This window comes from Amycolatopsis sp. NPDC039088 (assembly GCF_055598845.1).
In genome coordinates this window covers 65,490-78,727 of sequence record NZ_JBVKAE010000035.1, presented here as the reverse complement: position 1 = coordinate 78,727, position 13,238 = coordinate 65,490, and the positions used below count along the sequence as shown (strand labels likewise).

General features: G+C 67.9%; 12 protein-coding genes and 1 tRNA gene. 7 read left to right on the top strand and 6 right to left on the bottom strand.

Translation table 11 applies throughout. The features are described from left to right. The first annotated feature begins 10 nt into the window (after nt 1-10). The gene (locus ACZ7KI_RS34215; protein ID WP_470277163.1) at nt 11-514 is read left to right on the top strand and encodes a carboxymuconolactone decarboxylase family protein; all 504 of its coding nucleotides are present in this window, start codon (nt 11-13) and stop codon (nt 512-514) included. Nucleotides 515-974: 460 nt separating this feature from the next. On the opposite strand, the gene ACZ7KI_RS34210 is transcribed toward ACZ7KI_RS34215, so the two are convergent. The 4 genes from ACZ7KI_RS34210 to ACZ7KI_RS34195 form a co-directional block, all read right to left on the bottom strand. Then, nucleotides 975-1,940 (bottom strand): GNAT family N-acetyltransferase, encoded by a 966-nt coding sequence (locus ACZ7KI_RS34210; RefSeq protein WP_470277162.1) that lies wholly within the window; start codon nt 1,938-1,940, stop codon nt 975-977. Between the two features lie 47 nt (nt 1,941-1,987). After that, a tRNA-Val gene (locus ACZ7KI_RS34205) sits at nt 1,988-2,059 on the bottom strand. 36 nt (nt 2,060-2,095) lie between these two features. Beyond that, on the bottom strand, nt 2,096-2,557 hold the full coding sequence (locus tag ACZ7KI_RS34200) for a peroxiredoxin (protein ID WP_465504701.1): 462 nt from the start codon (nt 2,555-2,557) through the stop codon (nt 2,096-2,098). Nucleotides 2,558-2,633: 76 nt separating this feature from the next. After that, on the bottom strand, nt 2,634-3,065 hold the full coding sequence (locus ACZ7KI_RS34195) for a DUF3052 domain-containing protein (RefSeq protein WP_125786920.1): 432 nt from the start codon (nt 3,063-3,065) through the stop codon (nt 2,634-2,636). 402 nt (nt 3,066-3,467) lie between these two features. On the opposite strand from ACZ7KI_RS34195, the gene aceE reads away from it, so the two are divergent. Continuing rightward, complete coding sequence (gene aceE / locus ACZ7KI_RS34190; protein WP_470277161.1) at nt 3,468-6,263, top strand: pyruvate dehydrogenase (acetyl-transferring), homodimeric type; 2,796 nt, start codon at nt 3,468-3,470, stop codon at nt 6,261-6,263. A 115-nt stretch (nt 6,264-6,378) separates the two neighbouring features. Next, complete coding sequence (locus tag ACZ7KI_RS34185) at nt 6,379-7,590, top strand: alpha-hydroxy acid oxidase (RefSeq protein ID WP_470277160.1); 1,212 nt, start codon at nt 6,379-6,381, stop codon at nt 7,588-7,590. 73 nt (nt 7,591-7,663) lie between these two features. Here the strand turns inward: ACZ7KI_RS34185 and ACZ7KI_RS34180 are convergent, their stop codons facing one another. Continuing rightward, nucleotides 7,664-8,305, bottom strand: coding sequence for a nicotinamide mononucleotide transporter family protein (locus tag ACZ7KI_RS34180; RefSeq protein ID WP_470277159.1), 642 nt, complete (start codon nt 8,303-8,305; stop codon nt 7,664-7,666). 226 nt (nt 8,306-8,531) lie between these two features. Then, complete coding sequence (locus tag ACZ7KI_RS34175) at nt 8,532-9,284, bottom strand: mechanosensitive ion channel family protein (RefSeq protein ID WP_470277158.1); 753 nt, start codon at nt 9,282-9,284, stop codon at nt 8,532-8,534. Nucleotides 9,285-9,613: 329 nt separating this feature from the next. On the opposite strand from ACZ7KI_RS34175, the gene ACZ7KI_RS34170 reads away from it, so the two are divergent. The 4 genes from ACZ7KI_RS34170 to ACZ7KI_RS34155 all read left to right on the top strand — a co-directional run bounded on the left by ACZ7KI_RS34170 (nt 9,614) and on the right by ACZ7KI_RS34155 (nt 13,231). Next, nucleotides 9,614-10,828, top strand: a complete 1,215-nt coding sequence (locus ACZ7KI_RS34170) for a PucR family transcriptional regulator (RefSeq protein ID WP_465466532.1) — start codon at nt 9,614-9,616, stop codon at nt 10,826-10,828. Nucleotides 10,829-11,010: 182 nt separating this feature from the next. Continuing rightward, a complete protein-coding gene (locus ACZ7KI_RS34165) occupies nt 11,011-11,937 on the top strand; it encodes an ACP S-malonyltransferase (protein ID WP_470277157.1) in 927 nt (308 codons plus the stop codon). Beyond that, nucleotides 11,934-12,917 carry a beta-ketoacyl-ACP synthase III gene (locus ACZ7KI_RS34160; protein ID WP_465504695.1) on the top strand — a complete coding sequence of 328 codons (984 nt, stop codon included), beginning with the start codon at nt 11,934-11,936 and terminating at the stop codon, nt 12,915-12,917. Before ACZ7KI_RS34165 ends, ACZ7KI_RS34160 begins: the two co-directional genes overlap by 4 nt. Nucleotides 12,918-12,985: 68 nt before the next feature. Continuing rightward, nucleotides 12,986-13,231, top strand: coding sequence for an acyl carrier protein (locus ACZ7KI_RS34155; protein ID WP_004559006.1), 246 nt, complete (start codon nt 12,986-12,988; stop codon nt 13,229-13,231). Nucleotides 13,232-13,238: the final 7 nt, after the last annotated feature.

The window sequence follows — 13,238 nt, the reverse complement described above, 5'->3', positions numbered from 1 at the left end:
AGGGGCCGCCTTGTTCACCGACCACACCCTCGAAACCGCTCCTGAAGCCTCGCGTCGCTCGATGGAGGCGACCATCCGGCATTTCGGCCACCTCCCCACCGCCGTCGCCCGGCTGGCGACATCACCGGAGCTGCTCGACGGGTTCCTGAAACTCAGCGCGAGTTTCGAGCGCACGACACTCGACCCGGTCGCGCGGGAGACGGTGGTGATGACCGTGGCGACCCGCAACGACTGCCACATCTGCGTCGAAATGCACACCGCCAAGCTGAAGAAGTTCGACGCGGACGACGCCGTCATCGCGGCACTCCGCGCGGAGGAGCCGCTGCCCGACGAGCGGCTGGAAGCCATCCGGCAGTTCACGCTGGCGGTACTCGAAACCGCCGGCGGCGTGGACGACGAGACACTGAAGGCCTTCCTCGGGCACGGATACACCGAGCGGAACGCCCTCGAAGTCGTCATGGGCATCGGGACATACACGATGTCGACCCTGGCGAACCGGCTCACCCGCGCCTGAAAGCGCGCCTTTAGGCCCCGGTCGCGTGTCCGGCCGGATCTGTATTCGCCTACCTCTGCGCGAGGGCTACCCCGGCAGGTGCTGAACGGCTCACCCGAGCGGCCCCAGGTCCGTGAAACCTCGCGACGATGGAGGAATCGGGACGTTGAGTGTCCCGAATCCTCCATCGTCGATCCGGAATCCGCCCGGCCGGATCTGTCACCTTGCGTGATCGCCCCTCGTGGTCTGGATCACTCCAATGGCCGCCGATCTTGATGTATCTGGGCAGTCCCGACCGTCTCTTTTCTTGTGCAGCCGAAAGTTCGCCACCCGCGGCGCGGCGCACCGGCGGTCTGGCCTGCCGAGGGGGCAGACCAGACCGCCGAAACCGAAGGCGTTCCACAGGTGTTGGGGGTGCGTGAAGGCCCTCCTCATTGCGGTTAGCGCAATGAGGAGGGTCTTCACGTGTCTACGGAACGCCTCAGGCTTCGAGCGCCCATCGCACGAACCGCATCGTCGGCATGAAGCCTGCCTTCTCGAACACCCCGAAAGCCCCGGACGCGTTCGCCGAGTCCACGGTCAAACTGGCGCGGTCAAAACCCCGTCCGGCGGCGACCCGCAGCGCGTGTCCCATCAGCGCACTGGCGACACCCCGCTTCCGATACTCGCGAAGCGTTCCGATGGCCATGAAGTGCGCGTCGCGGACCCCGGTGGCCTCCGTGTCGGCTTCCCAGTACATGGTCACCAGCATGCCCACCGGGATGCCGGTCGCCACCTCACGGAGCAGGAAGCTGACCTCGGGCTGGAAAGTCTGGTTGGTGATCTTGTTCCGCCAAAGCTCGACGGGCATGGGCACCGCGCCCCAGTAGTCCCGGTACGCCTCGTTCCGGACCATCCGGAAGTCCTCGTCGTTCCGCTCCGACCACGGCTCGACGCGCAATCCTTCGGGGATCGCAGGAGCACCGAGAGCATCGCCGAGCGGCTGCTCCATGCGCTGGAAGTAGCGAGCGGGCACGAAGCCCTGCGAGCGGGCGAGTTCGGCAAGACCGGCGATGTGCTCGGGGCGGTGGATGTCGACAGCGAGCTTCGAGGCCGGGTGATGCAGTTCGTGCAGCACCTTCGCCGCCTTGACACCCGCTTCCACGAGCTCGGTGCCGATACCCCGGCGGCGATAGGCGGGATGCACCCCGCCGTCCAGGAAGACCCGGTGGACCTCTTCCGCAGAAGGCTTGAAGCGAACCTTCATGAAGCCGACCATCACGTCGCCGTCGAAGGCACCGAGACTGCCGCGCCCCAAATCCGCGTACGGGTCGATCAACTCCTGGAGGGTGTCCTCCTCGGTGTAGTTCTCGCCGATCCGGTCCACGGTCTCGATGGCGTTGAGGAGGTCCGCCGACGCCTTGGCGTCCTCGGGAACGAGCGGCCGCCATGTCAGAGTGTCGTGCATGCGGCCGACGCTATCCGCACGGATGCGGACTGTCGCCGGGTTTTCGGTGGGCGCAGTAGGGATCGAACCTACGACCGCTCGGGTGTAAACCGAGTGCTCTCCCGCTGAGCTATGCGCCCGGGAGGTGGCACCGCGAGGGTGCCACCGGTGAAGACTCAGGCCAAGGAGGCCACGGCCTTCTTCCACGCCTGCTGGTCGCGAGCCTCGCCGGGCTGGTTGACCTCGGCGAACTGCACGACGCCGTTCTTGTCGATCAGGAAGGTGCCACGGGTGGCCAGTCCCGCCGCCTCGTTGAAGACGCCGTAGGCCTTGGCGACCTCGCCGTGCGGCCAGAAGTCCGAAAGCAGGGGGAACTGGTAGCCCTCCTGCTCGGCCCACGCCTTGAGCGAGAACGGCGTGTCCACGGACACACCGATCACCTGGACGCCCTGACCGTCGTAGTCCGCGAACTCGTCACGGAGCTGGCACAGCTCGCCGGTGCAGATACCGCTGAACGCGAACGGGTAGAACACGAGCAGGACCGGCTTCTCGCCCTGGAAGGACGACAGCGTCACGGCCTGCTTGTTGTAGTCGTTGAGCGTGAAGTCCGGGGCTTGCGATCCGACCTCGACGGCCATACCGGCGGTTTCCTCTCAAGAGCGAACAGGGGCCTGCGTCGACAACCCTATCGTGTCGATCGCACGGCCTTCGAGGTCACCGCTTGGTCTTGGACGACTTCGGCGACACCAGCCGGGTGCCCGCCCACTTCGGGCCGGCGCTGATGTTGGCCGTCTGCGCCAGTCCGACCTGCGGCACCGCTTCGGCGATCTCGCTCGGCTGGACATGCCCGGGCTGTCCCGTCTTCGGGGTCAGCACCCAGATCACGCCGTTCTCGTTCAAGGGGGTCCGGACCTCGATCAGCGTGTCTCCGAGATCACCGTCGTCTTCGCGCCACCACAGCAGCACCACGTCGATGACCTCGTCGGCGTCCTCGTCGAGGATGTCGCCGCCGATCTGCTCCTCGATCGCCGCACGAAGATCGTCATCGACGTCCTCGTCCCAGCCGATCTCCTGGACCACCATGTCCGGCTTGATCCCAAGCCTTTCGGCGACGCTGTTCTGATCAGCGTCTCCCGCGGCGACCACTGCTGTCACTCCTCCAACTACGACGGAGCGTGATGTCACCTCGGCCGGATCGACCGGGCGGGCACCACACTCGGGTACACGATGCCCGTTAGCGAACACTGGTGAGGCGCTGCGCGCAACCGTCCACACCGGATCTTGAACAACTCGTGTCGCAGCGTACGGACATTCGGCCTACTCGCGCGAGGCGAATTCGGGCGCGCTTGGGCACCCCGGAGACCCCTGCTTTAGGGTGGAGGAGAAAACGCGCGCGCGAATACAGGCGCGCGCGAGGCGTGTCGCAATCGGGTCCGCGAACGTTACCGATCAGTAGCGGTGCCGTGAACGGAATCCGAGTACGACGATGGAAGGCGAACACGCCCGCGTACGAGCACAACCAGCTACCACCTTTCGCAAGGAGACCCCTTGGCCCCGCAGAACGACGGCGCCTCCGGCAAGGAGACCCCGGCACGCGTCCGCGTCATCCGTGACGGATTGGCGGCGCACCTGCCCGACATCGACCCGGAGGAGACTGCCGAATGGCTGGACTCCTTCGACGAGGCGCTGGCCAGGGGTGGTCAGCAGCGCGCCAGGTACCTGATGCTGCGCATCCTCGAGCGGGCCAGGGAACGCCACGTCGGCGTTCCGGCGCTGACGTCGACCGACTACGTCAACACCATCCCCACCGAGAACGAACCCTGGTTCCCCGGTGACGAGGAGATCGAGCGCCGCTACCGCGCCTACATCCGGTGGAACGCCGCGATCATGGTGCACCGCGCGCAGCGCCCCGGCGTGGGCGTCGGCGGGCACATCTCGACCTACGGCTCGTCCGCGGCGCTGTACGAGGTGGGCTTCAACCACTTCTTCCGTGGCAAGGACCACTCCAGCGGCGGCGACCAGATCTTCATCCAGGGTCACGCCTCCCCCGGCATCTACGCCCGCGCGTTCCTCGAGGGCAGGCTGACCGAGAGCCAGCTGGACGGGTTCCGCCAGGAGTACTCGCACGCCGGTGAGGGCGGCGGCCTGCCGTCGTACCCGCACCCGCGGCTGATGCCGGAATTCTGGGAGAACCCCACAGTGTCCATGGGGCTCGGCCCGATGAACGCGATCTACCAGGCGCGGTTCAACCGCTACCTGCGCGATCGCGGCATCAAGGACACCAGCGATCAGCACGTCTGGGCGTTCCTCGGCGACGGCGAGATGGACGAGCCGGAATCGCGCGGCCTCATCCACGTGGCCGCGGGCGAGGGTCTCGACAACCTGACCTTCGTGATCAACTGCAACCTGCAGCGGCTCGACGGTCCGGTGCGCGGCAACGGCAAGATCATCCAGGAGCTGGAGTCGTACTTCCGCGGCGCCGGCTGGAACGTCATCAAGGTCATCTGGGGCCGCGAGTGGGACTCGCTGCTGCACGCCGATCGTGACGGCGCGCTGGTCAACCTGATGAACACCACGCCGGACGGCGACTTCCAGACCTACAAGGCCAACGACGGCGCCTTCGTCCGTGAGCACTTCTTCGGCCGCGACCCGCGGACGAAGGAGCTGGTCAAGGACCTCTCCGACGCCGACGTCTGGAACCTCAAGCGCGGCGGGCACGACTACCGCAAGGTCTACGCGGCCTACAAGTCGGCGCTGGAGCACCACGGCCAGCCGACGGTGATCCTGGCCCACACCATCAAGGGTTACGGCCTCGGCCCGTCCTTCGAGGGCCGCAACGCCACGCACCAGATGAAGAAGCTCACCCTCGACGACCTCAAGCTGTTCCGGGACGCCCAGCGCATCCCGATCAGCGACGAGGAACTCGAGCGCGACCCGAAGCTGCCGCCGTACTACCACCCCGGCAAGGACTCGGCGGAGATCGAGTACATGATCGGCCGCCGCAAGGCGCTCGGCGGATTCCTGCCGGAGCGCCGTCCGAAGGCCGCGAAGGCGCTCGTTCTGCCGGGCGACAAGGTCTACGAAGGCATTCGCAAGGGCTCGGGCAAGCAGGAGGTCGCCACCACGATGGCGTTCGTCCGGCTCGTCCGTGAGCTGGCGAAGGACTCCGAGATCGGCAAGCGGATCGTCCCGATCATCCCGGACGAGGCGCGCACCTTCGGCCTCGACTCGATGTTCCCGACGGCCAAGATCTACAACCCGCACGGCCAGACGTACACGTCGGTCGACGCGAGCCTGATGCTGGCCTACAAGGAGTCCGAAAAGGGCGTCATCCTGCACGAGGGCATCAACGAGGCGGGGTCGACCGCGTCGTTCACCGCCGTCGGCACCTCGTACGCCACGCACGGCGAGCCGATGATCCCGATCTACATCTTCTACTCGATGTTCGGGTTCCAGCGGACCGGTGACGGCCTCTATGCGGCGGCGGACCAGATGGCCCGCGGGTTCGTGCTCGGCGCCACCGCCGGCCGCACCACGCTGACCGGTGAGGGCCTGCAGCACGCCGACGGGCACTCGCTGCTGCTGGCGGCGACCAACCCGGCCGTCGTGGCCTACGACGCGGCGTGGTCGTTCGAGATCGCCCACATCGTGCGGGACGGTCTCCGCCGGATGTACGGCGAGACCGGGCCGGACGGCAACGGCGAGAACGTCTTCTACTACATGACGATCTACAACGAGCCGTACCAGCAGCCCGCCGAGCCGGAGAACCTCGACGTCGACGGCCTGCTCAAGGGTCTGTACCGCTACGCCGATGCCCCGTCGGGCGACGGTCCGGAGGCGCAGATCCTGGTGTCCGGCGTGACCATGCCGGACGCGCTCCGCGCACAGCAGATGCTGGCCGAGGAGTGGGGCGTCCGCGCGGCCGTGTGGTCGGCGACGTCGTGGACCGAGCTGCGGCGCGAGGCCGTCGAGGTCGACCACGACAACCTGCTCCACCCGGGCGACTCCCCGCGTGTGCCGTATGTCACGCAGAAGCTGTCCGGCGTGAACGGGCCCGTCGTCGCCGTGTCGGACTGGATGCGCGCGGTACCGGATCTGATCCGCCCGTGGGTGCCTGCCGACATGCTGACGCTGGGCACCGACGGGTTCGGGTTCTCCGACACCCGCCCGGCCGCCCGGCGGAAGTTCCTGGTCGACGCGCAGTCGATCGTGGTCGGCACGCTGAGCGCGCTCGCGAAGCGCGGCGAGTTCGACCAGGCGAAGGTGGCGGAGGCGGCGCGGAAGTACCGCCTCGACGACGTCGCCGCCGCGGGTCCGCAGTTGTCGGACTCCGGCAGCGCCTGACGCTGAGATGAAGGGACCTTTCCTTGCGAATTTCGCAAGGAAAGGTCCCTTCATCGCGTCCGGCGGCGGACGAGCTAGGGTGATACATCGGATGTTTACGAGAGGGTGAGCGAGTGTGACGAAGCGTCGACTGCCGAAGCCGAGTGAACTGAAGCAGATCCTGCGGCCGAAGCCGATCGTGCTCAACCCGACGGAGCGGCGGCTGGCGAGCGCGCACACGATCGCCGACCTGCGGATGATCGCCCGCAAGCGGACACCACGGGCGGCGTTCGACTACACCGACGGCGCCGCGGAGCTGGAGGACAGCCTCCGTCGCGCCCGACAGGCCTTCCGCAGCGTGGAATTTCACCCGAACGTCCTGCGCGGGGTGTCCGATGTGGACACCAGCAGGGAGATCCTCGGCAAGCGTTCGGCGCTGCCGTTCGCGTTCGCGCCGACCGGGTTCACGCGGATGATGAACCACGAGGGCGAGTCCGCGGTGGCCCGCGTCGCGCAGCGCAACGACATCCCGATGGGGTTGTCGACCATGGCGACGACGTCGATCGAAGATCTCGCGGCGGCCGCGCCCGAGGCCCGCAAGTGGTTCCAGCTCTACGTCTGGCGCGACCACAAGGCGGGCGAAGATCTGATGAATCGCGCCTGGGCTGCCGGATTCGACACGCTCATGCTGACCGTGGACACCCCGGTCGCGGGCGCGCGGCTGCGCGACGTCCGCAACGGGCTGACCATCCCGCCCGCGCTCACCCTCAAGACGTTCGCCGACGGCGCGATGCATCCGGCGTGGTGGTTCAACCTGCTGACCACCGAGCCACTGACCTTCGCGTCGTTGAGCAACTTCGACGGCACGGTCGCCGAGCTGCTCAACAAGCTTTTCGACCCGACCTTGAACTTCGACGATCTCGACTGGGTCCGCCAGACCTGGCCGGGCAAACTCGTGGTCAAGGGCATCCAGAACGTCGACGACGCGCGTGACGTGGTCAAGCACGGCGCCGACGCGGTCCTGCTGTCCAACCACGGCGGACGTCAGCTCGACCGCGCGCCGACCCCGATCGAACTGCTCCCGGCGGTGCTCGACGAGATCCAGGGCAACGCCGAGGTGTGGGTCGACACCGGCATCCTCTCCGGCGGTGACATCGTGGCCGCGATCGCGCGCGGTGCCGACGCGGTGCTCATCGGCCGCGCGTTCCTGTACGGCCTGATGGCCGGTGGCGAACGCGGCGTCCAGCGGTGCGTGGACATCCTGCGCGGCGAGATCGTCCGGACCATGCAGCTGCTGGGCGTCCGCACCCTCGCCGACCTCAAGCCCTCGCACGCCACCATGCGCTGACCCTCACGCGTTTCGTCCTCTAAACGCGGTGGTTGGCGATACCAACTACCGCGTTTAGAGGATGAAACGCGGGTCAGGCGGAGGCCGTGGTGGCGCTGGAGGGCGCGGTGCGGACCTGTTTCGCCGTGCGGTTCCAGCTCCACCAGCCGTGGACGACCAGCCCGGCGAAGACGATGTAGACCGCGGCCGAGAAGTACAGGCCCGAGGAGAGCTGCAGCGGCACACCGATCGCGTCGACGACCAGCCACACCAGCCAGAACTCGACGAGACCCGCGCCCTGCGCGGCGAAGGCGACCAGGGTGCCGACGAAGATCGCGGCGTCCGGCCACGGCGCCCACGAGGCGTCCAGCGCGTCGAGGACCAGTGCCATCGCGGTGGTGCCGATCGCGAACGCCCCGAGCATCGCCAGCCGCTCGGAGAGGCGCCCCTTGCGGACGACGACGCCGTAGATCGGATCGCTGCGGCGGGACCAGGCCCACCAGCCGTAGATCGAGATGGCGAGGATCGCGACCTGCCTGGTGGCGAGCCCGCCGAGATGCGCCGAAAGGTAGACCGAGAACAGCAGCACGGTGGCGCCGACCTGGACCGGCCAGGTCCACAGCGTGCGGCGTTGCGCCAGGAAGACCACGGCCAGCGCGAAGATCTGCCCCGCCAGCTCGGCGAAGGAAATCCATTGTCCGAGCACCGTGACACCGTTGTGCAGCAGGAAGTCCACGTCCGCGCCCCTCTCCGTCTACCGCTCCAACATGCTCCGCCGCGCCGCCATTCCCTAGGGAGTGTGAGGTGCGGAACAGGGAACCGGCTGGAGAGCCGCTGGAGTGGCGTAGTGAGCCCGCGCCCAGTACGACGAAGGGGCCCTTCGCCGCGTGTTGAGCGGCGATGGACCCCTTCAGCTCCACGCGGGCCCGGTGCCTTCCTCGATCACCGGGCCCGCGGGATGCTCAGGAATCTACGCGACCGATGCCCACGGGTGACGTCGGCGGCTCCGAACGGACTTCCCGCTTGCCGGAAGCCTGCCCTTGAGGGGCGGCGTCCAGCTGGCCCTGCAGGTTGGCCAGCCAGCCCTGCCAGCGCTCCTGCGCCGGCTTGATCAGGCCGCCGCCGAAGCCGACGACGATCACGCCGCCGATGGTGGCGAGCACGGCGACCAGAACCGGCCCGGTCACGGCCGTCGCGATGTTCACCTGGCCGAGCGCGGCGATGACGCCGAACGCGACGATCATCCAGTACGCGATCGTGCCGAGCAGCCGTCCGGCAGGGCGGGTCGACAGGGCGCCGGTCACCAGGTCGCGGACGACCTTCGCGACGGCGGCCGCGACGATCACCAGCACCAGCGCCACCAGGATCCTCGGCAGGAACGCGATGATGTCGTTGAGCAGCGCGCTGACCGGATTGCTCTCACCGAATACCCCGAAGGCGAGTTGCAGGGCGATCAGGAGAATGAAGTAGTACACGAGTTTGACGAGGATCCCACCGGCGTCGACATTCGCTTGTTTCAGCGTTCCGGTGAGTCCGGTCTTCTCGATGAGCTTGCCGAAACCGATCTTCGACAGAACCAGTCCCAATGCCTTCGAAACGGCCTTCGCGATCAACCAGCCGATGAGCAGGATGATCAGGAATCCGACCAGTTTGGGCACGAAGGTGGCGACAAGGTTCCATGCTTGCCCCAGACCGTCTTTCAGCTGCTCGCCCACGGCGAACTCCCTCCTCTGCGATCCGCGCCGTACCTGGCGCGACTTGCGAGGGATCGTTGATCACGAGCACCTCACCGGCAACTCGGCACCCCACGATCGAGTGAGTCAACTAGCGGGAAAAGATCCACAAGTCCCATACTTGTTCTACCGGTGGGGACCGGGGAGACGAGGCCGTCCGGCGCAGCGAAAAACGCTAGCGCCGGGCGGCCTCGAGTTTTATGCAAACACCTTTCACAATTCGCACACCATGACTGTCCACTTCGGACAAGCAGGCGGAAGGACCGCAGGACGACGGGCATCGTGGCCGGTCGGACTAGGATCGGCTGACCATGGCTGATGCGACTTCCGGACGGCGTGTGCCCAAGCACCACGGGCTGTCCGCCAAGACCCTCCGGCGGCTCGACCACGCCTCCGGCCGGCTCGCGAGCGCGAGCGTCGCGGTGATGGAGGAGCGGCTGAGCTGGTTCGCCCGCCTCCCCGCCGACCAGCGCGCGAGCGTCCTGCTGATCACCCAAGCGGGTGCCGCCGGGTTCGTCGACTGGCTCCGCGACTCGAAGGAGGCCCTCTCCCTCACCACCGAGGCGTTCCGCGAAGCGCCCGCCGAGCTGTCCCGCTGGGTGAGCCTGCGACAGGCGGTCGGCATGGTGCGGCTCGCGATCGAGGTGTTCGAGGAGCAGCTGCCGGAATTCGCCGCGAGCGAGGCGGAGCGCGCCGCGCTGATCGAGGGGATCCTGCGCTACGGCAGGGAGATCGCGTTCGCCGCCGCCAACTCCTACGCGGCCGCCGCCGAGGCACGCGGCGCCTGGGACGCGCGACTGGAGGCGCTGGTCGTCGACGGCATCGTCCGCGGTGACGCCGAGGAGGCGGTGCTGTCCCGCGCCGCCGCGCTCGGCTGGGATCCGGCCGCACCGGCCACCGCGCTGGTCGGCACGCCGACCTCGGACGACCCGCCCGCCGTCGTATTCGAGGTCCGCAGCCGCGCCGCCAGGGTCGGCCGTCCCGTCCTGCTTTCGGTGCAAGGGTCCCGGCTGGTCGTGGTCGTCGCCGGGCCCACCGACGGCAGCGTCAAGGACCGCGAAATCCTCACCAAGCTGTCTGTCGCCTTCGCCGAGGGCCCGGTCGTCGCCGGTCCGACGGTGCCCACCCTCGCCGAGGCGCACCACAGCGCCACCGAAGCGCTGTCGGGCCTGCGCGCCGTCGTCGGCTGGCCCGGTGCGCCGCGGCCGGCGAGATCGATCGACCTGCTGCCGGAACGCGCGTTGTCCGGCGATCCCGAGGCGGAACGTCTGCTCGTCGAGCAGATCGCCCGGCCACTGGAGGAGGCAGGCCCGGCGTTGCTGCGGACGGTCGAGACCTACCTCGACAGCGGCGGCGTGCTGGAAACCTGCGCACGGACGCTGTTCGTACATCCGAACACCGTCCGGTACCGGCTGCGGAAGGCGGCCGAACTCACCGGCCGCCACGCCGCCGAATCACGCGACGCCTGGGTGCTGAAGGTGGCACTGACAGTCGGACGCCTGGCCCGCTCCCGCGGCCTCTGGTAAAACCGGTTGGTAACTCAGCGCAGTGACGGACTTCATAGCGAAAGCTGATTGAACCCGACAAGGCTTTTGGGTTAAGAGCGGAGATCAGGAAGGCGCTTTTGGAGGGTTTCTACAATTACGTAGGCCGGACTTGGTGAGCGTCGGCATCACGACCATGGTGGCCGAGAGTGTTCCCTTGAGAGGTGACAGCAGCAGTCCTCGCCCCCGGTCAGGGTTCCCAAGCCCCAGGCATGCTCTCCCCTTGGCTCGAGCTCGACGGTGCCCGCGCGCGCGTCGAAGCCTGGTCCGAGCGCGCCGGTCTCGATCTCGTCCGCCTCGGCACCGAAGCGGACGCCGAAGAGATCCAGGACACCGCGATCACGCAGCCGCTGATCGTGGCGCTGTCCCTGCTGGCGTTCGAGCACCTGCAGCGTGTGGCCCCGGTCGCCGCGGACGCGCCGGTCGCCGGTCACTCCGTCGGTGAGCTGGCCGCCGCCGCCATCGCCGGGGTGCTGAGCCCTGAGGACGCCGTCGCGCTGGCCGCCGTCCGTGGCGCGGAGATGGCGAAGGCGTGCGCGCTGGAGCCCACGAGCATGGCCGCGGTCATGCTCGGCGACCCGGAACAGGTCGTCGCCTGGCTCGAAGGTCACGGTCTCGCCGCGGCGAACCGCAACGGCGCGGGGCAGATCGTCGCCTCCGGCTCCGCCGCCGCGATCGAGAAGATCGTGGCCGAGCCGCTCGAAGGCACCAAGGTCCGCGCGCTCAAGGTCGCGGGTGCGTTCCACACGTCGTACATGGCACCCGCGCGTGAGGCGCTGGCCGCCCACGCTGCGAAGATCACCCCGGCGGACCCCACGCGTCCGCTGCTGTCGAACGCCGACGGCCAGGTCGTCACCGGTGGGGCCGAATACCTCGACCGGCTGGTCAAGCAGGTCACCAGCCCGGTGCGCTGGGACCTCACCATGGACGGGCTGGTTTCCTTGGGTGTCACTTCGACGCTCGAACTGCCGCCGGCGGGGACGCTGACGGGACTGGTCAAGCGACAGCTCAAGGGAACCGTGACCACCACCATCGCACTGAAGACGCCCGCCGAGCTGGCGAAGCTTCAGGGGCAGGAGGACGCTTCGTGACCGACCGATCCACCTTGCGGCAGGCGCCGGGCGCCGCCGGGACCCGCATCCTCGGGGTCGGAAGCTTCCAACCCGAGAAGATCGTGACCAACGACGATCTCTCGAAGATCATGGACACCAACGACCAGTGGATCCGCGACCGCGTCGGCATCATCGAGCGCCGGTTCGCCGAAAAGGACGAGTCACTGGTCGACATGGCGGTCAAGGCAGGCACGGCCGCGCTGGCCGACGCCGGCGTCGATCCGTCCGAAGTGGACACGGTCATCCTGCCCAACTGCACGATGCCCACCCAGATCCCGAACGCCGCCGCCCAGGTGGCCGACCGGATCGGGATCACGCATCCGGCCGCGTTCGACCTCAACGCCGCCTGTGCCGGATTCTGCTACGGCCTCGGCGTCGCCTCGGACCTGATCCGGGCGGGCAGCGCGAAGAAGGCACTCGTCATCGGCGCCGAAAAGCTCACCGACCACGTCGACCCGGTCGACCGCGCGAACGCGATCATCTTCGCCGACGGCGCCGGTGCCGCGGTGGTCGGCGCGGCCGACACCCCGCAGATCGGGCCGGTCGCCTGGGGCAGCGCCGGCGAGCACGTCGACCTCATCTACATGCGCGACGACAAGTGGATCTACCAGGAGGGCCAGTCGGTCTTCCGGTGGGCGACCACCCAGATCGCGCCGATCGCGCTGCGGGCGCTGGAGCTGGCCGGGCTCGAACCGTCCGATGTGGACGTGCTGATCCCGCACCAGGCCAACCTGCGCATCGTCGAAGCCATCGCCAAGAAGCTGCGCGCCAAGGGTGGCCGCGAGGACATGGTCGTGGCCGACGACATCAAGTACTCGGGCAACACCTCGTCCGCGTCCATCCCCCTCGCGCTGGACCACATGCGCAAGGCGGGCACCGTGAAGTCCGGCGACGTCGTACTCGCCGTCGGCTTCGGGGCCGGACTCTCCTACGCGGGCCAGACCTTCATCTGCCCGTGATGAATACTTCCCCTGCGGACGCCGTGTCCGCGGGGCAGCCGAAAGCATCACCGAGAAGGGAACAACCAGTGGCAGACAACGCAGAGATCCTCGCCGGCCTCGCCGAGATCGTCGAAGAGGTCGCCGGTGTGGCGCAGGACGACGTGACCGCCGAGAAGTCCTTCGTGGACGACCTCGACATCGACTCGCTGTCCATGGTGGAGATCGCTGTTCAGGCCGAGGACAAGTTCGGCGTCAAGATCCCGGACGACGAGCTGGCGAACCTGAAGACCGTTGGCGACGCGGTGAACTACGTGTCGGCCAACTCCAAGTAATTCCCAG